Origin of the sequence: Kribbella sp. DT2, assembly GCF_049844575.1 — a bacterium.
In the GTDB taxonomy this organism is placed as follows: domain Bacteria; phylum Actinomycetota; class Actinomycetes; order Propionibacteriales; family Kribbellaceae; genus Kribbella.
In genome coordinates, this window is sequence record NZ_JBNCLH010000009.1 from 273,102 (window position 1) to 298,099 (window position 24,998).

23 protein-coding genes are annotated in these 24,998 nt (G+C 69.0%); 15 read left to right on the forward strand and 8 right to left on the reverse strand.

Going from position 1 to position 24,998, the window contains the following annotated elements; genetic code table 11:
• Nucleotides 1-53 precede the first annotated feature (53 nt).
• On the forward strand, nucleotides 54-1,139 hold the full coding sequence (locus ACLQ2O_RS33475; protein WP_425839807.1) for a DUF3068 domain-containing protein: 1,086 nt from the start codon (nucleotides 54-56) through the stop codon (nucleotides 1,137-1,139).
• Here ACLQ2O_RS33475 and ACLQ2O_RS33480 read toward each other — a convergent pair.
• The 6 genes from ACLQ2O_RS33480 to ACLQ2O_RS33505 all read right to left on the reverse strand — a co-directional run bounded on the left by ACLQ2O_RS33480 (nucleotide 1,136) and on the right by ACLQ2O_RS33505 (nucleotide 4,963).
• Complete coding sequence (locus tag ACLQ2O_RS33480) at nucleotides 1,136-1,927, reverse strand: class I SAM-dependent methyltransferase (protein WP_425839810.1); 792 nt, start codon at nucleotides 1,925-1,927, stop codon at nucleotides 1,136-1,138. The genes ACLQ2O_RS33475 and ACLQ2O_RS33480 overlap by 4 nt on opposite strands.
• A gap of 35 nt (nucleotides 1,928-1,962) precedes the next feature.
• Entirely contained in the window at nucleotides 1,963-2,709 is a 747-nt protein-coding gene (locus tag ACLQ2O_RS33485) for a MerR family transcriptional regulator (RefSeq protein ID WP_425839812.1), read from the reverse strand.
• 179 nt (nucleotides 2,710-2,888) lie between these two features.
• On the reverse strand, nucleotides 2,889-3,344 hold the full coding sequence (locus ACLQ2O_RS33490) for a hypothetical protein (protein WP_425839815.1): 456 nt from the start codon (nucleotides 3,342-3,344) through the stop codon (nucleotides 2,889-2,891).
• A gap of 56 nt (nucleotides 3,345-3,400) precedes the next feature.
• Nucleotides 3,401-3,715: a hypothetical protein gene (locus ACLQ2O_RS33495; RefSeq protein ID WP_425839818.1), complete on the reverse strand. Its 315-nt coding sequence runs from the start codon at nucleotides 3,713-3,715 to the stop codon at nucleotides 3,401-3,403.
• 151 nt (nucleotides 3,716-3,866) lie between these two features.
• The gene (locus ACLQ2O_RS33500) at nucleotides 3,867-4,406 is read right to left on the reverse strand and encodes an SRPBCC family protein (RefSeq protein ID WP_425839821.1); all 540 of its coding nucleotides are present in this window, start codon (nucleotides 4,404-4,406) and stop codon (nucleotides 3,867-3,869) included.
• Nucleotides 4,403-4,963 carry a TetR/AcrR family transcriptional regulator gene (locus ACLQ2O_RS33505; RefSeq protein WP_425839824.1) on the reverse strand — a complete coding sequence of 187 codons (561 nt, stop codon included), beginning with the start codon at nucleotides 4,961-4,963 and terminating at the stop codon, nucleotides 4,403-4,405. Before ACLQ2O_RS33505 ends, ACLQ2O_RS33500 begins: the two co-directional genes overlap by 4 nt.
• 130 nt (nucleotides 4,964-5,093) lie before the next feature.
• Between ACLQ2O_RS33505 and ACLQ2O_RS33510 the strand changes: the two genes are divergently transcribed.
• The 11 genes from ACLQ2O_RS33510 (at nucleotide 5,094) to uvrB (ending at nucleotide 17,001) form a co-directional block, all read left to right on the forward strand.
• Nucleotides 5,094-5,981 carry an SGNH/GDSL hydrolase family protein gene (locus ACLQ2O_RS33510; protein WP_425839827.1) on the forward strand — a complete coding sequence of 296 codons (888 nt, stop codon included), beginning with the start codon at nucleotides 5,094-5,096 and terminating at the stop codon, nucleotides 5,979-5,981.
• 34 nt (nucleotides 5,982-6,015) lie between these two features.
• Complete coding sequence (locus ACLQ2O_RS33515) at nucleotides 6,016-6,921, forward strand: phosphotransferase family protein (protein WP_425839830.1); 906 nt, start codon at nucleotides 6,016-6,018, stop codon at nucleotides 6,919-6,921.
• A 249-nt stretch (nucleotides 6,922-7,170) separates the two neighbouring features.
• Entirely contained in the window at nucleotides 7,171-8,673 is a 1,503-nt protein-coding gene (gene rpsA, locus ACLQ2O_RS33520; protein ID WP_425839832.1) for a 30S ribosomal protein S1, read from the forward strand.
• A 73-nt stretch (nucleotides 8,674-8,746) separates the two neighbouring features.
• Nucleotides 8,747-9,115, forward strand: a complete 369-nt coding sequence (locus tag ACLQ2O_RS33525; RefSeq protein WP_425839835.1) for a YrdB family protein — start codon at nucleotides 8,747-8,749, stop codon at nucleotides 9,113-9,115.
• A gap of 35 nt (nucleotides 9,116-9,150) precedes the next feature.
• Nucleotides 9,151-9,969 carry a GNAT family N-acetyltransferase gene (locus ACLQ2O_RS33530; protein WP_425839838.1) on the forward strand — a complete coding sequence of 273 codons (819 nt, stop codon included), beginning with the start codon at nucleotides 9,151-9,153 and terminating at the stop codon, nucleotides 9,967-9,969.
• Between the two features lie 148 nt (nucleotides 9,970-10,117).
• A complete protein-coding gene (gene coaE / locus ACLQ2O_RS33535) occupies nucleotides 10,118-10,726 on the forward strand; it encodes a dephospho-CoA kinase (protein ID WP_425839841.1) in 609 nt (202 codons plus the stop codon).
• Between the two features lie 83 nt (nucleotides 10,727-10,809).
• Nucleotides 10,810-11,967, forward strand: coding sequence for a PrsW family intramembrane metalloprotease (locus ACLQ2O_RS33540; protein WP_425839844.1), 1,158 nt, complete (start codon nucleotides 10,810-10,812; stop codon nucleotides 11,965-11,967).
• Entirely contained in the window at nucleotides 11,964-13,013 is a 1,050-nt protein-coding gene (locus ACLQ2O_RS33545; protein WP_425839847.1) for a hypothetical protein, read from the forward strand. Before ACLQ2O_RS33540 ends, ACLQ2O_RS33545 begins: the two co-directional genes overlap by 4 nt.
• Complete coding sequence (locus ACLQ2O_RS33550) at nucleotides 13,010-13,975, forward strand: hypothetical protein (protein ID WP_425839850.1); 966 nt, start codon at nucleotides 13,010-13,012, stop codon at nucleotides 13,973-13,975. The genes ACLQ2O_RS33545 and ACLQ2O_RS33550 overlap by 4 nt, the downstream gene beginning before the upstream one ends.
• A 55-nt stretch (nucleotides 13,976-14,030) precedes the next feature.
• Nucleotides 14,031-14,828 (forward strand): hypothetical protein, encoded by a 798-nt coding sequence (locus ACLQ2O_RS33555; RefSeq protein ID WP_425839853.1) that lies wholly within the window; start codon nucleotides 14,031-14,033, stop codon nucleotides 14,826-14,828.
• A 70-nt stretch (nucleotides 14,829-14,898) separates the two neighbouring features.
• Nucleotides 14,899-17,001 (forward strand): excinuclease ABC subunit UvrB, encoded by a 2,103-nt coding sequence (gene uvrB / locus ACLQ2O_RS33560; protein ID WP_425839856.1) that lies wholly within the window; start codon nucleotides 14,899-14,901, stop codon nucleotides 16,999-17,001.
• Nucleotides 17,002-17,423: 422 nt separating this feature from the next.
• Here uvrB and ACLQ2O_RS33565 read toward each other — a convergent pair whose 3' ends face one another.
• Nucleotides 17,424-17,966 (reverse strand): GNAT family N-acetyltransferase, encoded by a 543-nt coding sequence (locus ACLQ2O_RS33565; protein WP_425839859.1) that lies wholly within the window; start codon nucleotides 17,964-17,966, stop codon nucleotides 17,424-17,426.
• A gap of 151 nt (nucleotides 17,967-18,117) precedes the next feature.
• Here ACLQ2O_RS33565 and ACLQ2O_RS33570 point away from each other — a divergent pair, with 151 nt between their 5' ends.
• Nucleotides 18,118-18,876 carry an SDR family NAD(P)-dependent oxidoreductase gene (locus tag ACLQ2O_RS33570; protein WP_425839861.1) on the forward strand — a complete coding sequence of 253 codons (759 nt, stop codon included), beginning with the start codon at nucleotides 18,118-18,120 and terminating at the stop codon, nucleotides 18,874-18,876.
• On the opposite strand, the gene dnaE is transcribed toward ACLQ2O_RS33570, so the two are convergent.
• A complete protein-coding gene (gene dnaE, locus ACLQ2O_RS33575; protein WP_425839864.1) occupies nucleotides 18,864-22,406 on the reverse strand; it encodes a DNA polymerase III subunit alpha in 3,543 nt (1,180 codons plus the stop codon). The genes ACLQ2O_RS33570 and dnaE overlap by 13 nt on opposite strands.
• Nucleotides 22,407-22,523: 117 nt before the next feature.
• Between dnaE and ACLQ2O_RS33580 the strand changes: the two genes are divergently transcribed.
• Both ACLQ2O_RS33580 and ACLQ2O_RS33585 read left to right on the forward strand, forming a co-directional pair.
• Nucleotides 22,524-23,453 (forward strand): LysR family transcriptional regulator, encoded by a 930-nt coding sequence (locus tag ACLQ2O_RS33580; protein ID WP_425839867.1) that lies wholly within the window; start codon nucleotides 22,524-22,526, stop codon nucleotides 23,451-23,453.
• Between the two features lie 377 nt (nucleotides 23,454-23,830).
• Nucleotides 23,831-24,958 carry a TerC family protein gene (locus tag ACLQ2O_RS33585; RefSeq protein WP_425839870.1) on the forward strand — a complete coding sequence of 376 codons (1,128 nt, stop codon included), beginning with the start codon at nucleotides 23,831-23,833 and terminating at the stop codon, nucleotides 24,956-24,958.
• The last annotated feature ends 40 nt before the right edge of the window (nucleotides 24,959-24,998 follow it).

The following is a 24,998-nucleotide window of genomic DNA, read 5'->3' on the forward strand; positions in this document are numbered from 1 at the left end:
TCAAGGACGCTACTCGCTGGTAGCGTCCCGCGGACAGACCGGGAGGGGTTGTTGTGGGGAATCGCAGTCGGATCGTGCTGCTGGCACTGGGGATCTTCTTCGTCGGGGTGGCCGTGATGGCCAGGTTCTACGCCTACCCGACGCTCGCGGTGGCGCCGCCGGACCAGGTCGCGCACACCACGTCGAAGACGGTGGACGACGGCACGGTGTTCGTGGTCGCGACGCAGCAGGAGACGAAGCTGCCGCTGACGTCGACCCGGACCGTGCGCGGTGACGTGGTCGCGGCCGAGAAGATCGGCAAGGAGCTGAACCGCAAGGTGGTCGTCTTCGACACCGCGGTGGTCACCGACGAAGACCCGGCCTACGCGTTCCCGAGCGAGGACGACGCCAAGCGTGACGACAAGGCGCCGCTGAGCTTCGTGCAGGAGCGGGTGGTGCTGGACGCGCACACCGGCGAGGCGATCGCCTGGAACCCGGACGGGGCCAAGGACAACAGCGGCGAGTACATCACCACGACGCTGAACGCCGCGGACCGCAAGCGGCCGGGCGACCAGGTCTTCAAGGACGGTCACGAGGGGCTGGTGCTGAAGTTCCCGTTCGGCACCGAGAAGAAGACGTACACGTTCTGGGACAGCACACTGCGCAAGGCGTTCCCGATCGAGTTCAAGGGCGAGACCGAGCTGCTCGGGCTGAAGGTCTACAAGTTCGTCCAGGAGATCCCGAAGTCCGAGGTGCCGCAGGCGGCGAAGCTGAAGGTGCCCGGCGCGCTGATCGGTGAGAAGGGCCAGCCGTCGGTCCTCGTGGACCGCAGCTACCAGAACGCCCGGACGCTGTGGATCGAGCCGGTCACCGGCGCGATCATCAAGGGCGAGGAGAAGCAGCTCGCCACGATCGACTACAACGGCGAGGCCAAGATCACCGCGACCGACGCGACGATCGGGTACGACGACGCGACGGTGAAGAAGAACGTCGAGGGCGCGACGGTCGACGGCAAGTCCGAGGGCGGCTACGCGGACAAGGCGTCCCAGCTGCACCTGATCGGCTTCTGGGTGCCGCTGCTGTCGCTGATCCTCGGCCTGTTGCTGCTCGCCCTGGCCGGGTTCCTGACGCTGCGGCCGCGGGGTCGTCGCGCGGCTTAGGGCTTGTGGGCGGACCAGATCGCGGTGCCTGGGAGCAGGCGGCCGCGTTCTGGTCCCCAGCCGCCCCAGACCTGGTCGTGGCCGGCCGGCCACTCCGGTTCGAGCAGGTCGTCGAGGACGAAGCCGGCGCCGGTGATCGCGCGGATCCAGTCGCCGGTGGTCCGGTGGTGCTCGACGTAGATCGCGGCGCCGTGCTCGTCGACCTCGACGTACGGCCTGCGGTCGAAGTACGAGTGGGTGATCCGCAGCCCGGCCGGGGTCGGGTCGTCGGGCATGCTCCAGCGGATCGGGTGCGTGACCGAGAAGACCAGCAGGCCTTGGGGTTTGAGGGTCCGCGCGATCTCGCGGAGCGCGGCCTCGGCGTCGGCGACGAACGGCAGCGCGCCGAACGCCGAGCACGCGATGTCGAAGGTGCTGTCCGCGAACGGGATCGCGACCGCGTCCGCGGCGACCGTGCGGACCGGCGTACCGGTCTTGCGGTCGAGTGCCTTGCCGATCTCGAGCTGCTCGCAGGAGATGTCGAAGGCAACGGATCGTGCGCCTTGCCGGGTGAGCCAGCGGGAGCACTGTGCGGCGCCGCAGCCGATCTCGAGCACGCGCTTGCCGCGGACGCTGCCGAGGAGCTGGGCATCGGCCTCGTCGACGCCCTCGGGGCACCAGACGAAACGGTCGTCGCCCAGAAAGGCGCCGTGCTCCTCGAGGTACTCCGACGCGGCCGAGTCCCAGTAGGTCCGGCTCGCCTTCGAGGTCTGTGCCTCGGTCAGCTCGATACGTCGCGGCTCGGCCACGCCGTCACCCTATCCCCGGGGCCCCGGGGATCTTTTTACAGGTTGCTGGCGGCGTAGACGTTCATCGCGTCGCGCAGGTACTCGACCAGCGAGTCGTCACCGGATCCGATGGTGCGCCGGAACCGCTCGTCGTCGACGTACATCTGCCCGAGTCCGCGATAAGCCTCGGCCGTCGGTGCCCAGAACAGGCTGGTCACCTCGAAGTGCAGCTGCACGACGTCCTGCACGCGCTGCTCCGACACGTCGGCACCGTCCGCCTTCAGTACCGCGAGCTGCTCGTGAACCCGGACGTAGCCGGTCTTCGCCTTCTCCGTCTCGGCCGGGGACCAGGACCGCATCTTGCGGTACCCGGCGTCGACGACCTCGTCGCCCCAGCGCTCGCGCGCCTCCGCCTCGTACGGGTTGTGCTCGAACCCCTCGAACACCTTGTCGGGTGCCATCTCTCCTCCGTTCTCGATGTTCTCGATGGTCGTCTCGACGGTCCTGACCAGCCGTCCGAGCCGCAGCTGCTCACGCAGCAGCCACTCCTTGTGCTTGCCGAGCACCTCGATCGTGTCCCGCGTACTGCGGTGCGCGATCACCTCGGCGACGACGCCGAGGGTGAGCCCGAGGTCCCGCAGCAGCAGGATCTGCTGCAGCTTCAGCAGCTCCTGCTCGCCGTAGTACCGCCGCCCGTCGGGCGCCGTCCGGGCCGGCTCGAGCAGGCCGATCGCGTGGTAATGCCGCAACGTCCGCGCGGTCACGCCCGAAGCCTTCGCGACCTCGGCGATCGACCAGGTCATCTCCGTCCTCCCATCGACTGACCTCTCCGACGGTAGGCGCTGCCGCTACGTCAACTTCAAGCCGATTTCAGGTCGTGCCCCTGCCCGAGACTCCCGGGCAGGGGCACGACGAGGTCATCGAGTTCAACGCCCGCGGCTGCCTGCCGGACCGCGGGGTGATCACGGCCCCGGGCGAACGCTCACGAGAACTGGTTGTCCCGGCCGGTACTCGTGGCGCACCCGCGGTTGCCGCCGGACGCGGTGTAGACGCAGACCGTTACCCGGGCGCTCGCGATCGCCTTCGTGCGGCTGACCCTGATGTCTCCGAAGGACGTGCCGCTGGAGCTGCATCCGCTGGTGACGTTCCGCCAGGCGCCGTACCCGATCGAACCGTCGGTGTAACGCCACTCCACTCGGCCACGGACCGGCAGGCTGTCGCCCGGGCAGACGTCGCGGACGGTGAAACTCCGGTACACGACCTCCGTGCGACTGACGAAGTCGAGCCTCGTCAGAACGTGTCCGCCGTTGCCGAGATCCGACGGGTAGTACACCCGCACGGAATCCAGTCCGTCCGCGGCGTGTGCCGGGCTCGCCGGTGCGACGCCGGTCGCCGCCACGGTCAAGGCCAGTGCGGCCCACAACTTTCGTGTCTTCATCTGTGCTCCAGGACGTAGGGAACAACGGGTGATCGCCGATCTGATCGGCCGCGAGGTCAGGCGGACATCGTCTGCATGTGTGCCGAGATCCCGACTTCCCACTTCTCGCAATTGACCCGCGTCCAGTTTCCGCCGGTGGCCCAGTTCCCGGAGCGCCAGATGTTGCGGGTCCCGTCGTAACACTTCATCTGGACCCGGTAGGCGCCGGTTCCCGACGTGCACTTACCGGCCGCGCCACTGAGGCCGAGCCCATAGGTGGCGCCGATCTTGCAGTTCGTCGGCGCCGCCTGTGCTGTCGTCGCTGTTCCGGCGACGAGGCCGGCGGCCAGGATCGCGGTCGCCGCCAGTCCAACGAATGCCTTGCGCCTCACTGCCTGTGTCACTGCTTGCATCGCGACCGTCTCCTTGTTCGGTTGACTCGACAAGGTACGAGGTGTCACAGGTGCATCACTGCCCGTACTGCGCCCGTACTCCGGGGCGTCTGGTGGGCTACGCCCTTCGGCGCAGTAGCTCCGCGCGGGACTACCTGGAGCGCTCGGCGATCGCCTGGTTCATCGCGTGGAACTGGGGCTCGATGGTGTCGCGGAGCATGCCGGTGGTGAACGGTACGGCGACGCCGCGGAAGGTCTCCTCCTGGATCAGCCTGCTGCGGCCGTTGGCGAGGGGCTCGATGCGGAAGGCGTGCTCGCCGTCGAAGACGCCGCCGAAGCCGATCTTGCCGATCCAGCGGAGCTCACGACCGGGCTCCACGGCGAGCAGTTCGGGGGTGAACTCGGTGTCCTTGCCGTTGGTGTCGCGCAGGACGTTCGTGATCGTCGTACCGACCTTCAGCTCGCCGGTCGAGGAGACGATGAACGGGTTCCAGGCGGGGTAGTTCTCGCGGTCGGTGAGCGCCTTCCAGACCTGGTCGGGCGAGGCGTCGATCTCGAGCTCGGTGTGCAGGACGGTCGGGCGGGCGATCGCGTAGACGGAGTACCCGATCAGGACGATCAGGAGCGCGCCGAGCGAGAGCAGGAGGCGGCGGCGGGCCGGGCGGCGTACGGGGGTGGTGGCGGTACTCATCGGGACTCCTCAGGTCCTAGGACGCTGGCGACCAGCGTCCGGGCGTACTCCGGGGTGAGCGGCTCGCCGGTGACGAGGAGCCGGTAGTAGAGCGGGCCGACCAGCTGATCGACCAGTACGGCGGGCGCGACGTGGTCGAGCACGAGCCCGGCCTGCTGCGCGTTGGCGACGACGGCGGTGACGGCTTGGTGGCGGCCGGCCCAGAGGGCGCGGACGCTGTCGCCCACCCGCGGGTCGCGGGCCGCCGCCGCGGCCAGGTCCGCGATCAGGCTGGTGGGGGTGGCGGCGAGGTTCGCGGCGATCGCAGTGACCAGGCCGGTCAGGTCGCGGCGCGGATCGTCGCTCGGCTCGAAGGGTACGTCCTCGCGCAGGGTCGTGATCAGCGCGACGACGAGCTCGGCCTTGGACGGCCAACGCCGGTACAGCGTGGTCTTGGCGACGCCGGCCCGCTCGGCGACCCGGTCGATCGACAGGCCTTCGTACCCGCCGTGCCGTAGTTCCTCGGCGGCCGCGGCGAGCACTTTGCCGTCGATCGCGGCGTTCCTGGGGCGGGCCATGGAGTTACGCTACCGCAGTATCGGAATGAAGTCGAACGGCCCGAGGTCTTGCCCCGAAGGTGAGAGTTGCTCATGCTGTTGCGAACTGTTACTGGCCGGTCACTTAACGTCGAAGGGCACCGCGATGCAGATGAGATCAGTACGGGTTCGAGTGGCCGCCGCAGTCGCCGCGGCGGGTCTGGTGGTCGCGGGTTCGGTGACGACGCCGGCGGCCGCGGCGCCACCGGTGGTCTACGTGGCCATGGGCGACTCGTTTGCCGCTGGCTCGCTGGTGCTGCCGGCCAAGGAGGTGCTGACCTGTGCTCGCTCGGCGGTCAACTACGCATCGCTCGTCGCGCAGCAGATCAAGCCCGCGAAGTTCCGCGACGTCACCTGCGGCGGCGCGACGACGACCCACTTCGCGAACCCGCAGTCCGGCATCATCGCCGGTACGGCGGCCCCGCAGTACGACGCCCTGAGTGAGGACACCACGGTCGTCTCGGTCGGGATCGGCGGCAACGACATCGGCCTGGTGGGGCTCGCGGTCTCCTGCGTGAACCTGCTGCCGCAGGGCCTCGGGACCTCGTGCAAGGCGACCAACACCGCGGGGGGCGTGGACAAGCTCGCGCAGAAGATCGACGCGTTCGCGGCGACGTACGGGACGGTGATCGAGCAGATCCGGGCGCGGGCACCGCACGCGAAGATCCTGATGGTCAGCTACCCGACCGGGATCAAGAAGAGTGGCTGCTGGCCGGTCGTCCCGGTGTGGAGCATGGACGCGGATTACCTGCAGTCTGCGCTGACCCGGCTGAACCTGCGGATGGCCGAGCAGGCGAACGCGCACGGAGCGACGTACGTCGACCTGGCGACGCCCAGCGTCGGCCACGACATGTGCAAGGCCGCCGGGACGCGGTGGATCGAGGGCCTGATTCCGAGCCTGACGACGAACGGCCTGGTGCCGCTGCACCCGAACGCGGCCGGGCTGCGCAACGCCGTACCGACGGTCCTGGCGGCGATGGGGACTCCCGCGAAGGTCTGACGGCGTGTCGGGTGGTGCTGGCAGGATCACTTCCGTGGATGGATTCGGAGCGATCGCTGCCAGCGCCGTCCCGCTGACCGGCGGGTACGGCGGGGAGACGTTCGCGGTCAGCGCGGCCGGCGAGGAGGCCGTGCTGAAGCTGTACGCGAAGCGACCTGGTCGGGCGGCGGTCGATGCGGCGTTGCTGCGGCTGGTGCGTGGGTTGCTGCCGGTGCCGCGGGTGCTGGACGCGCAGGTGGATCAGGTGGACGGCAACCCGACGTACGTGCTGACGGAGCGGCTGCCGGGGGTGAACCTGGAGACCTTTCTGGTGGGTGCGGATGATCGCCAGAGGGTTGTCGTGGGGGAGCAGCTGGGGGAGTTGCTGGTCAGGCTGAGCGGGATGCCGTTTCTGGCGTTCGGCGACTTCGTCGGGAGTGGGCTGGCGATCGAGTCGTTCGGTGTGGGTGGGCTGGAGCAGTGGCTGGAGGCGCACGTCGAGGCGCTCGGGCTTTCGCTCGAGCAGGTGGAGAGCCTGCGATCGGTGGTCGACGCGGCCGAGGACCTCGCCGACAGCGGGGTCGAGCGGTTCTGCCTGGTGCACAGCGACTTCAATCCGAAGAACCTGCTGGTCGACCCGGCGACGGCGACGATCACCGGGCTGATCGACTGGGAGTTCGCGCACAGCGGCTCGCCGTACGGGGATCTGGGGAACCTGCTGCGGTTCGGCGGTGATCCCGTGCTGGAGGGCGCCGTGCTGCGCGTCGTACGGGAGCGGGGTCCGGACCTGGGGGACCGGTTGGTCGAGCGGGGACGCGCGGCCGACCTGTGGGCGTTGATCGACCTCGCCGCGCGCTCGGGGCAGAACCCGGTGGCGGCCGCCGCGCACGCGCTGGTCACGCGGATGGCCGACACGGGAGGCCTGGCGGCGGGCCGTCGGGATCCGGGCGCCGTACATTGAGATCAGTACGGCGTCGGGTCACCTCGGCGGGCGGCCGGGTGCGACCGGGTGCCCCGGGTTGTGCTGTCCGCGCCGGTACACGTATTCTGTGAGATGCGCTATGGGCCCGCGCGACCTCGGACGGAGCAGGCTCGTGCTCGCAGCAGTCGGTGGTGAATCTGTCCTCTCAGAGCTTTCCAGCGGTTTGGTGCGATCCAACGGCCCGTGCGCAGCCGTACGACACCATCAGCCCACGGAGCAACCCACCACATGACGGCCAGCATCGAGGCACCTCTCGACCCCGCAGTGCGCACCACCCCGCAGGTAGCGGTCAATGACATCGGGTCGGAGGAAGATTTCCTCGCGGCGATCGATCTGACCATCAAGTACTTCAACGACGGCGACATCGTTGAAGGGACCATCGTCAAGGTCGACCGGGACGAGGTTCTCCTCGACATCGGTTACAAGACCGAAGGCGTCATCCCCTCGCGCGAGCTGTCGATCAAGCACGACGTCGACCCGAACGAGGTCGTCAACGTCGGCGACCACGTCGAGGCCCTGGTTCTCCAGAAGGAGGACAAAGAAGGCCGCCTGATCCTCTCGAAGAAGCGCGCCCAGTACGAGAAGGCCTGGGGCACGATCGAGAAGATCAAGGAAGAGGACGGCGTCGTCACCGGTACCGTCATCGAGGTCGTCAAGGGTGGCCTCATCCTGGACATCGGCCTGCGCGGCTTCCTGCCCGCGTCGCTGGTCGAGATGCGCCGGGTCCGCGACCTCCAGCCGTACGTCGGCCAGGAGATCGAGGCCAAGATCATCGAGCTCGACAAGAACCGCAACAACGTGGTTCTGTCGCGCCGTGCGTGGCTGGAGCAGACGCAGTCCGAGGTGCGGATGAACTTCCTCACCCAGCTGCAGAAGGGCCAGATCCGCAAGGGTGTCGTCTCCTCGATCGTCAACTTCGGTGCGTTCGTGGACCTCGGCGGCGTCGACGGTCTGGTGCACGTCTCGGAGCTGTCCTGGAAGCACATCGACCACCCGACCGAGGTCGTCGAGGTCGGCCAGGAGGTCACGGTCGAGGTGCTGGACGTCGACATGGACCGCGAGCGCGTCTCGCTGTCGCTGAAGGCGACCCAGGAAGACCCGTGGCAGCAGTTCGCCCGGACCCACCAGATGGGCCAGATCGTGCCCGGCAAGGTCACCAAGCTGGTGCCGTTCGGTGCGTTCGTCCGCGTCGAGGAGGGCATCGAGGGTCTGGTGCACATCTCCGAGCTCGCCGAGCGTCACGTCGAGATCCCGGAGCAGGTCGTCCAGGTCAACGACGACGTGATGGTCAAGATCATCGACATCGATCTCGAGCGTCGCCGGATCTCGCTGTCGCTGAAGCAGGCCAACGAGGGTGTCGACCCGGTCTCCGACGACTTCGACCCCACGCTGTACGGCATGGCGGCGACGTACGACGACCAGGGCAACTACGTCTACCCCGACGGCTTCGACCCCGAGACGGGCGAGTGGCTCGAGGGCTTCGACAAGCAGCGTGAGGAGTGGGAGCGGCAGTACGCCGAGGCCCACACGCGCTGGGAGGCCCACAAGAAGCAGATCGAGGACGCCAAGTCGGCGGACGTCGAGGCCGGCGAGGCCTCGACCTACTCCTCGGCTTCCGGTGGCGGCAGCAGCAGCACCGCCGCTCCGAAGGACGACGCTCCCGCCGAGGGCGCGCTCGCTTCCGACGAGGCGCTCCAGGCTCTCCGCGAGAAGCTGACCGGCCAGGGCTGAGCAACTCCCTAGCAGGACCCGAGACCCCCGCACCCCCGTACTGGGTGCGGGGGTCTCGCCTTTACCCTGAGCCGTGCGCGAACTCTGGCGATGGTCCAACCTCACGGTCGCTTTCCTGGTCGAGCTGGTCGCCCTCGGCGTCTTCGCCTGGTGGGGCTGGCGAACCGGCGAGGACACAGGCGGCCGCCTCATCCTCGCGATCGGCCTGCCCCTGGCGACCGCCGTCCTGTGGGGCTTGTTCGCAGCCCCCACCGCCAAGCGCGGTACGCCGGCGGTCCGCGCGGTGGTGAAGATCTCGGTCTTCGCCTCGGCCACGCTCGCCCTCTGGGACCTCGGCCACCCTCTGCTCGCCGTCCTCTTCGCCGTGATCGTCGCGGTCAACCTCCTGGCCATCCACGGGGGCAAGCTGAGCCCTGACCCGCCGCCGGGCTCGCGGGCTTGAGTCTGCGGGCGTACCGGCGTACCGACGAGACAGCGGTGCTGGAGCTGGTCAACGCGGACCGCCTCGTCGGTCAGCCATCGGCGACGCCCTCGATGCTTGCCGAGGCGTTGGCCGGGCGATCGGCGGTGGACAGCAGCTTCTGGGCCGAGCTGGATCCGCCGGTGACCGTGGTGCTCGAGGCCGATGCGCGGGTGGCCGGCGTCGTTTCGTACGCCGTGAGGCCGTCGGACCAGGCCGGCGTGATCCTGTGGCTGCACTGCCAGGAGGACCTGGCCGTGGCGACTGCGCTCGTCGCCCATGCGGTGGATCGCCTTGGCCGGCGGGCAGTTGCCGCCTTCGACTTCGCTTCCGCGTTGAGCCTGGGACTCGAGGCATTGCCTGTCCGGCACCGCCCGGCGACGTGCGAGGCGCTCGTCGCAGCGGGCTTCGTGGGCGAGGACCTTTGGTGCTACATGCATTTGCCGTTGCCCGTGCCTGGTCTGGTTGCTGCCGCTGAGGTCGAGGTCCGGTCTGGCGAGGAGCCGGGAAGGCTGGAACTGGTGCTGCTGCGGGACGGGGACGTGCTGGCGGAGGCGACGATCGGGGAGCCCATCGGTGGGATTGGCGTGCTCTGGTGGATTGCTGTGGGGGAGAGCGTCCGCGGGCAGGGGCTGGGGACGGGGTTGCTCGGAGCGCCCCTGCAGGAGCTGGCTGAGCGGGGTGCCGGTGAGGTGATCCTGTACGTCGATGACGATGCGCCCGGGGAGCGGGATCGGGCGGCGGCTCGGCGGCTCTACGAGCGGGTGGGGTTTCGCGAGGTCGACCGGTTGTGGTCGTTCAGGTGGCCAGGAGGGCCTGGAGGGATTCGGGGTTGAGCTCGGGGGAGCCGGTGAGGCTGTGGGTGGTGAGGACGGTGAGGGACTGCTGCCAGTGGTGGCGGGCCTGAGGTGAAGGGGCTGGCGCCGTTCGGCGGCCGGACGGGCAGGGGACCTGCGGTGCCCCGGCAGTCGGTAGGGTGCAGGCGTGCTGAGAGTCGGATTGACCGGGGGAATCGGATCGGGGAAGAGCTCGGTGTCGCGGCGGCTGGGGGAGCGGGGTGCCGTGGTGATCGACTCCGACGTGCTGGCGCGGGAGGTGGTCGCGCGCGGGACCGACGGGCTCGCCGAGGTGGTCGCGACGTTCGGCGACGGCGTACTGACTGCTGAGGGTGAGCTGGACCGGCCGGCCGTCGGCAAGCTCGTCTTCGGTGACGAGACGGCCCGGCGGAAGCTGGAGGCTGTCATCCATCCCCGCGTCCGGGCCCGGGCGGCCGAGATCGAGCAGACGGCACCGGCCGACGCGGTGGTGGTGCACGACATCCCGCTGCTCGTGGAGACCGGCCAGGCGGACAAGTTCGACGTGGTGCTCGTGGTCGACGTACCGGTGGAGGTGCAGGTCGAGCGACTCACCGGGCAGCGCGGGATGGCCGAGGACGAGGCCCGGTCGCGGATCGCTTCGCAGGCCTCGCGCGAACAGCGGCTGGCGGCCGCGGACGTCGTGATCGACAACGCCGGCAGTCTGGACGACCTGGACCGCCGGGTCGACGCGGTGTGGGCCGAGCTGCAAGGGCACGGTCCGGACACGAAAGTGTGACCCCTGCCCGGGAAATGATGATTCCCGGCCGGCCTGTACGAGAATCACGCCGGTCCCGCACGTCCTAGCTAGGGAGAAAGCGCGTGGAGTGTCCCCGCTGCGGCTCCGAGGTCCCCGACGTCTCGCAGTTCTGCCACCACTGTGGCACCGGACTGCGGTCGGCGGACCCGGGACGCAAGAAGGCGTACGCCGCCAGGCCGGACGAGCCGGTGGCGTCGTTCAAGCTGGTGTCGACGATCATGCCGCAGGGCTCCGGCCGGCAGCCGTACACCTACAAGGTGGCGCTCGGTGCCGCCCTGCTGATCACCGTGGTGACCGCGGCGCTCGGTGCGCTGCCGGTGGCGATCATGGTGGCCGCGTTCGCGATCCCGATCGTCTACATCCTCTACCTGTACGACGTGAACCTGTGGGAGGACGAGCCGGTCCCGGTCGTCGTCGCGGCGTTCCTGCTGACCGGCGTACTGGCGGGTGTGTTCACCTGGCTGTGGTCGGACCGGATCGGTCTGTCGCTGGACACCATCGGCAGCAACGACGCCGGGCCGGTCGGCCGTGACCTGCTGATCCTGCTGCTGCTCGTACCGGTCGTGTCGGTGCTGATCCAGCAGGTCGGACCGCTCTACCTGGCCTCCAGGCCCCGGTACGACGACCTGATGGACGGCTTCACCTTCGGTGTGGTCGCCGGTGTCGGCTTCGCCTGCTTCGAGACGCTGGTGCTGCACTGGGGCTGGATCAGCGGCGGGTTCGCCGGTCCGGGCTCCGGTGCGGGGACGTGGATCTCGATCGTGGTGCTGCAGGGGTTCGTGAAGCCGCTGATCTATGGTTCGGCGGCCGGGCTCGCTGTCGCGGAGTTCTCCGGGCTGGGCGAGAAGTACGACGGGTTCACCCCGCGCTGGGTGATCGGTGTGCTGCAGGCGATCGTGGTGAACGCGCTGTTCCAGGGCGGGGTGTACCTGCTCGGCTTCGTCGGCGGGCAGGGCTCGTGGATCGGAGCGGTCCTCGGCGTGGTCTGGGGCCTGCTGCTGCTCGGGGCGCTGATCGTCCTGGTCCGGACCGTCCTGCACAAGGGACTGCTGGAAGCGGCACTGGAGTCGGCCGCCCGCGGTGGGTCGAACCACGCGTCGGGTGAGCTGGCGTTCTGCACGCGCTGCGAGATGCCGTTGGTGCCGCAGTCGGACTTCTGCTCCGCCTGTGGCAATGCGGTGCGGTCGGTGCCCAAGTCGGAGCGAGGGGTCGTGGCATGAGCAACCAGCAACCGCCGTACCAGGGCCGGCCGCCGCAGCAGCCGCCGTACCAGGGGCCGCCGCCGCAGGGTCAGCCGCCGTATCAGGGGCCTCCGCAGGGACAGCCGCCGTACCAGGGGCAGCCCCCGCAGCAGCCGCCGTACCAGCAGGGGCCTCCGCCTCAGCAACAGCGACCGCCGTACCAGGGGCCGCCGCAGGGTCAGCCGCCTTACCAGGGCCCGCCGCAGGGGCAGCCTCCGTACCAGCAGGGGCAGCCGCCGTACGGGCCTCCGCCGCAGCAGCAGCGACCGCCGTACCAGCAAGGGCCGCCGCAGCAGCCGCCGTACCAGCAGGGACCGCCGCCGCAGTTCCAGCAGCAGCAGTACCCGCCGCAGCAGCAGTGGGGACCGCAGGGGCAGCAGCAGTTCGGCCCGCACGGTGGGCGTGGCCAGGGCAGCAAGAAGTTCCTGGTGCTCGCCGGTGGCGCGCTCGCGGTCGTCGTGGTGATCGGTGTCGTGCTGTCGCTCGTGTTCGGCCGCAACGACGACAACAACGTGCAGCCCGACCCGAACCCGCAGCCGACCGGTCAGCCCAGCGAGAACGCCGACAAGGGCATCGAGGTCGGGGAGGGTGTGTTCGTCGATCCGGCCGCGGGGTACCTTCGCAAGACGCTGGAGGGATTCAAGGGCGTCTACCTGCTCAAGCAGGGGGAGGGCTACTTCATGGTGCAGACCGTCAAGGCGGGCAGCGACACGGCCGACACCGTGCTGCCGGTCCTGATCGCGAGCGAGAAGAAGGCGCGGCCGACCGGGTTCAAGGCCCAAGCGGTGAAGAAGGACACGCCCGGCGCGGACGACAAGTCGCCGGTGAAGCAGATCTCCACCCAGGCGTTCCAGTCCACCGCGACCGGCCAGGGCGGGAGCTTCGGCGTGATCGGGTTCATCGGCGTGATCGAGCGCAACGACGGGATCATGACGGTGGTGCAGGTGTACGGCCGGCAGGACAAGGCCGCGACGCTGCAGCCGGACTCGACGGCCATGCTCAAGTCGGTGGTTGCGAGCCAGTGAGTAACAAGCGCGAGAAGGGCCCGGCCGACAACCCCTGGGTCCGCAAGACCGATCCGGACGACGAGGAGGCAGCGGCTCCCGAGGAGGAGCTGCCGCCGTCCCCGTGGTCGCTGGAGGTTCCGCCACGCCCGTCGCCGTGGACCGACCAGGCGGCACCGGCCGCACCGGCCAACGGCGGCTGGGGCCGGGCGAACCCGGATCAGTCGACCCCGCCGCCCGCCTCTGATGCCGGTACGCCGGCCGCGGGCGGCTGGGGCAAGGCCGACGACTCCGCCGCGCCTGGTGCGACCGAGACCAGCTCTGCCTGGGGCAACAAGGTCGGGTCGCCGTCGCTGCGGCGTCCGGAGCCGGTGAAGAAGAAGCCGCCGGTCCCGCCGTTGCTGCTGCCGATCGCGGGCGGCCTCGCGGTGGTCGCGCTGGTCGCCGTGGCGCTCGTCGTACTGACCGGTGGTGACGACAAGGCCAAGCCGCCGACGCCGCCGGTGACCACGCCGCCGGCCTCGACGTACACGCCGCCGGCGAACGCGATCGCCGTCGACCACGGCGTCTCGATCGTCCCGGTCAACGGCTGGAGCCTGCTCACCACGGAGCCCGAAGGCAAGCAGCTCGTCACCTACGCCCCGAACCGGGAGCCGCTCGCGTTCCTGTGGGTCCGGCAGAAGCTGAACGTGTCCGCCCAGACCTACCTGCTGGGCATCGTCGAGGGCGAGACCGAGAACGAGACCACCCAGCTGGGCGAGGTACGGAACCTGCCGTGCCCGAAGGACGTCTTGGTGGAGTGCGCGGCGATCACCTACACCTCCACGGTCGCCAAGACCGGCAAGGTCCAGGGCTCGGTCGAGGTCTACCGGCGCAAGGACGGTGTCGTGACCGCGCTGGACTTCCGCAGCAACGCGACGTACGCCGCCAAGGCCGAGTCCGAGGCGGCGCCGATGAAGCAGTCGGTCATCGACAGTCTGTGACCACCCCCGTCGACCAGACGACACAGCACCGGACGACACAGCGCGAGAGGCCCTGATGAGTCAGCAGTACGGACCTCCCCAGAACCAGAACCAGCACCAGCCGCCCGCCGGTCAGCCGGGTGGCTGGGGGCCGGGGCCTGGCTACCCGGCGCAGTACCGGCCGGGCGGGCGGAAGAACCGCCGGACCCAGTGGATCGTGATCGGCGGTGTCGTGCTGGCCGTCGTACTGATCGCGACGGGTGCGGTGCTGCTGGTCACCGCGGGCAAGAAGGACAACACGGCCGCGCCGACTACCGGGCAGTCGCTGACGCCGGCGCCGGTCGGCACGCTCTACACGCCGGAGGCGACCGCGCCGACCACCCCGCAGATCACCAAAGGCCCGTACGACAAGGGCGTCGAGATCGGTGGAGGAGTCTGGTTCACGCCGGCCAAGGGCTGGGTCAAGGACCCGGACAAGACCCGCTCCGGCCACAACTACCTCCTGCCCGAGCCGGGCCGCCCGGGCGCGATCGACGGGTACTTCTGGATCCGGCAGACCACGCTGATGGGTGCGCAGCAGTTCGCCGAGCACCTGGTCGACGTCGAGTCGAACAACCTCGAGCACGTAGTGATCGGCAAGGGCGGGTTCCGGACCTGCCCGAACAAGGCGCTCAAGCTCTGCTACGCGACCAACTACTCCGCGGTGGTCCCGGTCAAGGGCAAGAAGTCGGTCGTGTTCTCGGGCTTCGTGCAGACCTTCGAGGACTTCAACGGGCAGACCACGGCGACCGACGCGGCCCTGCAGCGCGAGGTCTGGCCGAAGCGCAGGCAGGAGATCCTGAACATGAACGGGACCCTGGTCCGCTCCTTCTGACCGGCTTTCCCGTACGCCGTACGGATCGCGCTTTCGGAAACTGTCGGCGCGGGGTCGTACGGTGGAGGGCATGAGACAGGTCACCGATCTCCAGCGTATGGTCGCGCCACTCCAGGTGGTGTCCGACTTCGACCCGGCGGGCGACCAGCCGGCCGCGATCGCCGAGCTCGAGCGGCGGATCAACGCCGGCGAGCAGGACGTCGTGCTGCTGGGTGCCACCGGTACCGGTAAGACGGCGACGATGGCGTGGCTGGCGGAGAAGATCCAGCGGCCGATGCTGATCCTGCAGCCGAACAAGACGCTCGCGGCCCAGTTCGCGACCGAGCTGCGCAGCTTCTTCCCGGAGAACGCCGTCGAGTACTTCGTCTCGTACTACGACTACTACCAGCCCGAGGCGTACGTCCCGCAGACCGACACCTACATCGAGAAGGACTCCTCGATCAACGAGGAGGTCGAGCGGCTGCGGCACTCGGCGACCTGGTCGCTGCTGACGCGGCGCGACGTGGTCGTGGTCGCGACGGTGTCGTGCATCTACGGCCTGGGATCGGCCGACGAGTACCTGAACCGGATGATCCACGTGAAGGTCGGCGACGAGATGGATCGCGACGGCCTGCTGCGCAAGCTGGTCGGCGTGCAGTACGCCCGCAACGACCTGGCCGGCACCCGGGGCACCTTCCGGGTCCGCGGCGACACGCTCGAGGTCTTCCCGGTGTACCAGGAGCTCGCGGTCCGGGTCGAGTTCTTCGGCGACGAGATCGAGCGGGTGATGACGCTGCACCCGCTGACCGGCGAGGTGCTCAGCGAGGAGAACGAGCTCTACATCGGCGCCGCGACGCACTACGTCACCGCGCCGGAGAAGATGGAGCGCGCGATCACGTCGATCGAGGCGGAGCTGGCCGAGCGGCTGGCCGAGCTCGAGCGCGGCGGTCAGCTGCTGGAGGCCCAGCGGCTGCGGATGCGCACGACGTACGACATCGAGATGATGCGCCAGATCGGGACCTGCTCCGGCATCGAGAACTACTCCCGCCACACCGACGGCCGCGAGCCCGGGACAGCGCCGCACTGCCTGCTCGACTACTTCCCCGAGGACTTCCTGCTGGTGATCGACGAGTCGCACGTCACCGTGCCGCAGATCGGCGGGATGTACGAGGGCGACATGTCCCGCAAGCGGACCCTGGTCGAGCACGGCTTCCGGCTGCCGTCGGCGATGGACAACCGGCCGCTGCGCTGGGAGGAGTTCCTGGAGCGGATCGGCCAGACTGTCTACCTGTCCGCGACCCCGGGGCAGTACGAGCAGGACAAGTCCGACGGGTTCGTCGAGCAGATCATCCGGCCGACCGGCCTGATCGACCCCGAGGTGATCGTGAAGCCGACCAAGGGCCAGATCGACGACCTGATCCACGAGATCCGGCTCCGGGTCGAGAAGAACGAACGCGTCCTGGTCACCACGCTGACCAAGAAGATGTCCGAGGACCTGACCGACTACCTGCTCGAGATGGGCATCCGGACCAGGTACCTGCACAGCGAGGTCGACACCCTGCGCCGGGTCGAGCTGCTGCGCGAGCTGCGGATGGGCGAGTACGACGTACTCGTCGGCATCAACCTGCTGCGGGAAGGCCTCGACCTGCCGGAGGTGTCGCTGGTCGCGATCCTCGACGCCGACAAGGAAGGCTTCCTGCGGTCCGGCCGGTCGCTGATCCAGACCATCGGCCGTGCGGCGCGGAACGTGTCGGGCGCGGTGTTCATGTACGCCGACAGGATCACGCCGTCGATGGAGATGGCGATCGACGAGACCAACCGGCGGCGCGCCAAGCAGGTCGCGTACAACACCGAGCACGGCGTCGACCCGCAGCCGCTGCGCAAGAAGATCGCCGACATCACCGACATGCTCGCCCGCGAGGACGCCGACACCGCCGAACTGCTCGGCAACGGCCGGACCCAGTCGCGCGGCAAGGCACCGGTGCCCGGCGGCGGCAAGAAGGCCGGCGAGAAGGCGAAGGAACTGGCCGGCGGCCTGCCGTCGTCCGACCTGGCCGACCTGATCCAGCAACTCACCGACCAGATGCACACCGCGGCCGCCGAGCTCCAGTTCGAGGTCGCCGCCCGGTACCGCGACGAGATCTCAGAACTGAAGAAGGAGCTCCGCCAGATGGTCAACGCGGGAGCGAAGTAGGCCGTCGCGGCGCCGAGCAGCAGTCTGCTGATCCCTCCGAGGGCGAAGCCGGCTGCTGCTGCGAGCGTCGGCGTCACCACTCCGGCGGTCAGGTTGGGGACGCTGGGGTTGCGGGGGTCGTCCGCCGGTGAGGACGTGCGAGGGCGGCGCCTGCGCGCGGACCTGCGAGGGCAGCGCCTGCGGCCCGCTAGGCCAACGGTGTCTCGCCCGAGCGGCAGCACATCGCCGTTCATGTACCGGGCGCCCGAAGCGGTGGCTGGTTGCCTTGTGCCTGTGGTGGTGGCTACCTGGGGTGGTTGGGTTGGGCCCGCGCCTGGGTCGTGTGAGCTCCAGGTGCGGGGAGGTCGGTGCGTCGGCCTGACGCCGCGTGCTGACCAGTGGCGACGCAACCTCCGCATCGTGCTCGATGGCCTGCGCGCGGCTTAGCGCCACTGGGTGGTGTCGGGCCAGGTGATTCTGAGGCAGTGGGGGTCTCCGGTGAGGCGGCTCGTGTCCCCTCCTGGCGGCGGGACGGGGGCCTTGCCGACCGCGGTGCCGCCGGCCGCGCTGTAGAACTGCTGGGCGGAGGTGTTCTGCTCCAGCACCCACAGGTACATCGCGTTGCTCGTGGCCTGTTCGGAGACGGCAGTGGCCGCGCGCGTCAGCAGGTCGGTGCCGATGCCGAGGCGGTGCTGGTCGTGGCGGACGTGCAGGTTGTCGACCAGGCTGCCCCACTGCGGATCGTGGTCCAGCATCACGTGGACGAAGCCGACCAGCCGTCCGTCGTACTCCGCAAGCACCGTCGCGGTACCGGCCGGCGCTCCTAGCCGAGCCGCCCAGACGGCAGTGCGTTCGATCGCGATGTCCCCGTCGAGGAACGCGTCGGAGTACGCACCGCGGTAATGCCGGCGCCAGCTGTCCGCGTGCAGCTCCGCGACCGGGGCGGCATCGTCCGGGCCGGCGGAGCGAAACAGCACCGGGCTCATCGAGACAGCTCCGTTTCATCGAAGGTGGAGAGGATTGTGCAAGAGGTCGCTCGCATCGTTCTACCGTTCCCGCTGGTCAGATTGATGGAATGGAGGAGTCGGTTTGACGGAGAGCGCCAAGCGCTCCAGTTTTGGACAAGGTGGACAACTCATGCAGGTCGCACTGGTGACAGGTGGCAGTTCAGGCATCGGACGGGGCGCGGCGCTCCGGATCGCCGCACGGGGGACGGGAGTGATTCTCACCTACGGTGGCAACGAGCGGGGCGCGCTCGACACTGTCTCAGCGATTGAGAAGAACGGCGGCACCGCGGTCGCCCTCCCGCTGGACCTCGCCCGCTCGGAGACCTTCCCGGCGTTCCGGGACGCCGTCGTCCAGGCGCTTCGGGAGACCTGGCAGGTGGAGACCCTTGCCGCGCTGGTCAACAACGCCGGGTTCGCCCAGACCGAGCCGTTCGGCGAGGCCACCGAGGAGGTCTTCGACCGCCTGTACGCCGTACTGCTGAAAGGTCCGTACTTCCTGACCCAGACCCTCCTGCCGTTGCTCGCCGACCACAGCGCCGTCGTCAACGTCAGCAGCAACTCCTCGCTGCAGACGGCCGTCGACGCCGGCTACAGCGGCTACGCGACGATGAAGGGCGGCCTCAACGTGATGACCCGCTTCCTCGCCAAGGAGCTCAGCCCGCGCGGCATCCGCGTCAACGCGATCGCCCCCGGCTCCACCCGCACCCGCCTCGGCGGCGACGCCTTCGACAAGTACCCCGAGGTGATCCCCGTCCTGGAGGCCAAGACCGCCTTCGGCCGCGTCGGCGACCCCGACGACATCGGCCAGGTCATCGCCACCCTGGTGTCCGACGAGACCAGATGGGTCACCGCCCAGATCCTGGAGGCCTCCGGCGGCTACGGCCTCTGACCGGACGATCCGACGCCGGCCAGAGCGACCGCGGCCTTCAGGTCCGACCAGAAGGCCGCGGTCGGGTCGACGCGGGGACCGAGCAGGTACGTCGTGGTGGTCCGCGGCCCACGGACCCGCAGGTGGACCTCGGTGGGACCGGCGTGAGCGACCAGCACCTCCTTGAGCCGGTCGACCGTGCTCGGCGTGACCTGCTGCTGCGTCATCTCCAGCCGGACCGGCCCCGAGCCGGTCGCCACCGTCCAGTCCGGCACGGTCAGCTCGGAGGCGATGAACCGCGGCCGGTCCTCGCGTTTGTCCAGCCGCCCGTCGACCAGGACCACCGCGTCCTCGGCCAGTTGATGCGCCACCCGCTGGTACGTCGCCGGGAAGAACAAGCATTCGATCGAGCCCGCCAGGTCCTCGACGGTAGCGATCGCCCACGGGCTGCCCTGCTTGGTCTGCCGCCGGTCGAGCGCCGAGACGATGCCGCCGATCGTCAGCGTCGCGCCGTCGTGGTGCTCGGCCCGCGTCAGCGCGTCGATGCTCGCGCTGACGCGACCGGCCAGCAGATGTTCCAGCCCGGACAGCGGATGGTCCGACACGTAGAGCCCGAGCATCTGCCGTTCCTCGGCGAGCAGCCGCGACTTGTCCCACTCGTCGGTCCCGAAGTCGACGCCGAGCCCCACCGCGGTCGGCCCACCCTGCTCCTCGGCCGAGCCGAACAGGTCGAACTGCCCCTCGGCCTCCCGCCGTTTGACCAGCACCGCCGTGTCCACCATCGGCTCGTACTGCGCGATCAAACCCTTCCGCGGATGCCCCAGCGCATCGAAGGCCCCGGCCTTGATCAGCGACTCGGTCGTCCGCTTCGTGCACGCGGCCGCTCCGACCTTGGTCAGGTAGTCCGCGAACGAGCTGTACGCGCCACGCGCCTCTCGCCCCCGAACGATCGCCTCGACCGCGCCCTCGCCCACGTTCCGCACCGCCGTCAGCCCGAACAGGATCACGTCCGCCCCCTGCGGCGCGAAGTCCGCGAGCGACCGGTTCACGTCCGGCGGCAGCACTCGGATGCCCATCCGCCGGCACTCGTTCAGGTACACCGCCGACTTGTCCTTGTCGTCGCGCACCGACGTCAGCAGCGCGGCCATGTACTCGGCCGGATGGTTCGCCTTCAGGTACGCCGTCCAGTACGACACCAGCGCGTACGCCGCCGCGTGCGCCTTGTTGAACGCGTACCCCGCGAACGGCACCAGCACGTCCCACACCGCCTGGATCGCCTCGTCGGAGTACCCCCGCTCGCGGCACCCCGCCTGGAACGGGACGAACTCCCGGTCCAGCACCTCTTTCTTCTTCTTGCCCATCGCCCGCCGCAGCAGGTCGGCCTGACCGAGGCTGTAGCCGGCCAGGATCTGCGCCGCGCGCTGCACCTGCTCCTGGTAGACGACCAGCCCGTACGTCAGCGACAGGATCTGGTCCAGCGGCTCGGCCAGCTCCGGATGGATCGGCGTGATCTCCTGCTGCCCGGTCTTGCGCAGCGCGTAGTTGATGTGGGTGTTCATCCCCATCGGCCCCGGCCGGTACAGCGCCGTGACCGCGGTGATGTCCTCGAACTGGTCCGGCTTCATCAGCCGGAACAGCGACCGCATCGCGGCCCCGTCGAACTGGAACACCCCGAGCGTGTCCCCGCGCCCGAGCAGCTCGTACGTCGGCCCGTCGTCCAGCGGCAGGTCGAGCAGTTCGATCCGCACGTCCCGGGCCCGCAGCAGCTTGACCGCGTCGTCCATGATCGTCAGGTTGCGCAGCCCGAGGAAGTCCATCTTGATCAGCCCGAGCGACTCGCAGCTCGGGTAGTCCCACTGGGTGATCGTCACCTGGTCGGAGTGCCGCACCCAGACCGGCGCGTCCTCGACGATCGGCCGGCTGGACATGATCACGCCGGCCGCGTGCACGCCCATCTGCCGGACCAGTCCCTCGACGCCCTTCGCGGTGTCGACCACCGTGCGTACGTCGGCGTCGTGCTCGTACAGCGCGCGGACCTCGCCGGCCTCGGCGTACCGCGGGTTGGCGGGATCGGTGATCCCGGCCAGGTCGATGCCGGCGCCGCCGGCGTCGGGCGGCATCGCCTTGCTGATCCGGTCGCCGGTGGCGTACGGGTACCCGAGCACCCGGGCGGCGTCCTTGATCGCGTTCTTGGCCTTGATCTTGCCGTAGGTGCCGATCATCGCGACCTTGTCGGCGCCGTACTTGTCCGTCACGTAGCGGATCACCTCGGTCCGCCGGCGTTCGTCGAAGTCGACGTCGACGTCCGGCATCGAGACCCGCTCGGGGTTCAGGAACCGCTCGAAGATCAGCCCGTGCTCGACCGGGTCGAGGTCGGTGATGCCGAGCGCGTACGAGACCAGCGAACCGGCCGCCGAGCCGCGGCCCGGGCCGACCGCGATTCCGTTGCCCTTGGCCCACATGATGAAGTCGGCGACCACCAGGAAGTACCCGGGGAAGCCCATCTGCACGATGACGTCCATCTCGTACGCCGCCTGCTGCCGCCGGTCGTCCGGGACCCCGCCGGGGTAGCGGCGGTCGAGCCCACGCCGTACCTCCTCACGGAACCAGCTGACTTCGGTGCAGCCCTCAGGTACCTCGAACCGCGGCATCAGGTCGCGCTTCGCGAACATGCCGGTGGTGTCCACCCGCTCCGCGATCAGTGCGGTGTTCCGGCAGCCATGCAACCAGGTGTCGGAGGAGTCCAGCGCGTACATCTCGGCCGCGGGCTTCAGGTGGTAGCCCGTGCCGTCGAACCGGAAGCGGTCCGGGTCAGCGAGGTTCTTGCCGGTCTGGATGCACAGCAGGGCGTCGTGCGCGCTCGCCTCGGCGGCGTGGGTGTAGTGCGAGTCGTTGGTGACCAGCGGTGGGATGCCGAGCTTGCGGCCGAGCTCGACCAGTTCGTCCCGGACCCGGCGTTCGATGGCGATGCCGTGGTCCATCAGTTCGAGGAAGTAGTTCTCGCGGCCGAAGATGTCCTGGTAGTCACCGGCCGCGCGCAGTGCTTCGTCGTACTGGCCGAGGCGGAGGCGGGTCTGGACCTCGCCGGACGGGCAGCCGGTGGAGGCGACCAGTCCGTCGGACCAGGTGGCCAAGGACTCCTTGTCCATCCGGGGCCACTTCTGCAGCCAGCCCTCGGCGTACGCGTCGGAGGACAGCCGGAAAAGGTTGTGCAGACCGGTCTTGTTCAGCGCCCACAGCGTCTTGTGGGTGTACGAGCCGGAGCCCGCGACGTCGTCCTGCCTCTGGTGCGGCTGTCCCCAGGTGACCCGCTTCTTGGTCCGGCGGGACTCCGGCGCGACGTACGCCTCGATGCCGATGATCGGGGTGACGCCGGCCGCGGTCGCTCGGTGGAAGAAGTCGAAGGCGCCGTGCAGGTTGCCGTGGTCGGTCATCGCCAGGTGGGTCATGCCGTAGCCGGTGCAGGCGTCGAAGAGGTCCTGCAGCCTGGCGGCTCCGTCGAGCAGCGAGTACTGCGTGTGCACGTGCAGGTGGGTGAACGGTTCGGGCAAGAGGACTCCAGTGCACAACGAAGGGTTGTCAGCGGGAGTCATTGAAGGCGCGCAGCCGACCTGCGATCCAACAACCGTCTCGGGAGCATTACTGCTGATGGTTGTTACGCTCTTGCGGTGAATCTGGACGCCGTACGGGCCTTTGTTGCTGTTGCCGAGGAAGGGCAGTTCCAGCACGCGGGGAGCGTGTTGGGTCTGAGTCAGCAGGCGGTGTCCAAGCGGGTGGCGGCTCTGGAGGCGTCGTTGGGGGTGACGTTGTTCCGGCGGGTAGCGGCCGGGGCCTCGTTGACGGCGGACGGACGGACGTTCCTGCCGCACGGTCGGGCGTTGCTGCTTGCGGCCAAGCAGGCGCGTGAGTCCGTGCAGCGTGAGACGCGTCCGTTGCGGGTCGACCTGCTCAACGACCGGATCGCGTCGAGCACGCTGCTGGAGGAGTTCCATCGCGTGCACCCGGGGGTCGCGCTGGAGACGGTCGCCCTCGGGAGTGGGGCGGCCTCGGTTCGGGCGTTGCTCGACGGGGAGATCGACGCGGCGTTCGGCTACCCGCGTGGGCTCGCGGCCGACAGCGGGATCGCGCGGCTGCCGGCCTGCTTGGAGGTCCAGGAGATCGCCGCGGGGGAGCGGCACCCGCTCGGGACGGCGCGCTCGGTCGGGATGAGCGAGCTGGCCGGTGTGATGATTTGGGTGCCCGGCATCGTCGAGGGCAGCGAGTGGGGTGCGTACTACGAGGAGCTGGCCGAGGCGTTCTCGCTCACGATCGACGCGACTGGGCCGAGTTTCGGGCTGGAAGCGCTGCTGGAGACGGTCAGCGACTCCAGGTCGCTCGTCACGTTCGTGGGCGACCGGACCCGGCTGGTCTGGCTCTCGCACCAGCGGCTGCGCCGGGTCCCCGTGGTTGGTCCGGCGCCGGCGTACCCGTGGTCACTGCTGTGGCATCCGGCCAGCAAGCACGAGGGTCTGGCTGCTCTGGTCGCTCACGTGCGGCGCAACCCGCCGCGGATCTCCGACGACGTCTGGCTACCGTCCGACCCGGGCTGGGCCGCATGACGCGGTCGTGGCGAGGACCGGATGACGAGATTCTCGAACCGGTCGACGCGTCGTACACGACCGTGGTCGGCAAGCTTCCCAAGAGCCGTCGGCCGCCTGGGCACAGCAAGAAGTGATCAACCTGATCACGCAGCGAGGTTATTCCCGCGTCGGAGCGTGATCATCCCGACATGTGGGTACCGGGTCGCCGATTTGGAAACTCGGACATCGACCCGCCAGAATGGTGGGAGTTGAAGGGGAGTATTCCTTCGCGGCGGTATCGTCATCACGGTCAGGGAGTTCGTTCCCCATGCCCGGTACCGCCGGCCAGGCCCGAGTTCGAGCCAGGCGGAAGAGACCTTCGGAGTCCACTTTCGCATGCGCTCCGGAGGTTGCCTGTGCACGTCCACGATTACGTCTGGTACATCACGGTCGGGGTTCTGCTGGCCCTGCTCGCGTTCGACGTCTTCATCATCGGCCGTCGGCCGCACGAACCCACCACCCGCGAGTCCGCGACCGCGATCGCGTTCTACGTCGGTCTCGCCATCGTCTTCGGCCTCGGGGTCTGGTTGTTCTCCGGCGGCCGGTACGCCGGGGAGTTCTTCGCCGGCTGGCTGACCGAGTACAGCCTCAGCGTCGACAACCTGTTCATCTTCCTGATCATCATGGCCAGGTTCCAGGTGCCCAGGAAGTACCAGCAGACAGCGCTGCTGGTCGGCATCATCCTGGCGCTGTTCTTCCGCGGCATCTTCATCGCCGTCGGCGCGGCCGCGATCAACCAGTTCTCCTGGGTCTTCTACCTGTTCGGCGCGTTCCTGGTCTACACCGCGGTGCACCTGGCCAAGCAGGGCGAGAACGATGACGACGACTACAAGGAGAACGCGGTCATCCGGTTCGCCCGCAAGCGGCTGAACGCGACCGACGAGTACAACGGCGTCAAGCTGACCGTGGTCAAGAACGGCAAGCGGCTGTTCACCCCGATGGCGATCGTCATCGTCGCGCTCGGTACGACGGACCTGCTGTTCGCGCTCGACTCGATCCCGGCGATCTACGGCCTGACCCAGGAGCCGTTCCTGGTCTTCACCGCCAACGTCTTCGCGCTGATGGGTCTGCGGCAGCTGTACTTCCTGCTCGGTGACCTGCTCAAGCGCCTGATCTACCTGTCGCTCGGCCTGTCGGTCGTGCTCGCGTTCATCGGTGTGAAGCTGGTCCTGCACGCGATGCACGAGAACGAGCTGCCGTTCATCAACGGCGGCGAGCACATCAAGTGGGCGCCGGAGATCCCGATCTCGGTGTCGCTCGGCTTCATCATCGTCACGCTCGGCATCACCACGGTCCTGAGCCTGTGGAAGTCCCGCAAGATCGCCGCCGAGAAGGCGGCCAACGGCGAGACCACCCCGGCCGAGACCGCCGGCGGCGAGCTCGACGAATCCACCCCGCAGGATGACGTCGACCCCCGCACGAAGGCCGAGATCGACAACCTGCAGGAGCCCGAGCCCCACGAAACGGACTCCAAGAAGCCGTAACAGCTATCACAAGAAGAAGCCCTCACCAGCTGGTGAGGGC

What these genes read in the sequence shown, in the direction of transcription:
- ACLQ2O_RS33570 (WP_425839861.1), top strand. Translation starts at nt 18,118, where the DNA reads ATGCAGGTCGCACTGGTGACAGGTGGCAGTTCAGGCATCGGACGGGGC.
- ACLQ2O_RS33500 (WP_425839821.1), bottom strand. Translation starts at nt 4,406, where the DNA reads ATGAGTACCGCCACCACCCCCGTACGCCGCCCGGCCCGCCGCCGCCTC.
- ACLQ2O_RS33565 (WP_425839859.1), bottom strand. Translation starts at nt 17,966, where the DNA reads ATGAGCCCGGTGCTGTTTCGCTCCGCCGGCCCGGACGATGCCGCCCCG.
- ACLQ2O_RS33555 (WP_425839853.1), top strand. Translation starts at nt 14,031, where the DNA reads ATGAGTCAGCAGTACGGACCTCCCCAGAACCAGAACCAGCACCAGCCG.
- ACLQ2O_RS33545 (WP_425839847.1), top strand. Translation starts at nt 11,964, where the DNA reads ATGAGCAACCAGCAACCGCCGTACCAGGGCCGGCCGCCGCAGCAGCCG.
- rpsA (WP_425839832.1), top strand. Translation starts at nt 7,171, where the DNA reads ATGACGGCCAGCATCGAGGCACCTCTCGACCCCGCAGTGCGCACCACC.
- ACLQ2O_RS33510 (WP_425839827.1), top strand. Translation starts at nt 5,094, where the DNA reads ATGAGATCAGTACGGGTTCGAGTGGCCGCCGCAGTCGCCGCGGCGGGT.
- ACLQ2O_RS33505 (WP_425839824.1), bottom strand. Translation starts at nt 4,963, where the DNA reads ATGGCCCGCCCCAGGAACGCCGCGATCGACGGCAAAGTGCTCGCCGCG.
- ACLQ2O_RS33485 (WP_425839812.1), bottom strand. Translation starts at nt 2,709, where the DNA reads ATGACCTGGTCGATCGCCGAGGTCGCGAAGGCTTCGGGCGTGACCGCG.
- ACLQ2O_RS33490 (WP_425839815.1), bottom strand. Translation starts at nt 3,344, where the DNA reads ATGAAGACACGAAAGTTGTGGGCCGCACTGGCCTTGACCGTGGCGGCG.
- uvrB (WP_425839856.1), top strand. Translation starts at nt 14,899, where the DNA reads ATGAGACAGGTCACCGATCTCCAGCGTATGGTCGCGCCACTCCAGGTG.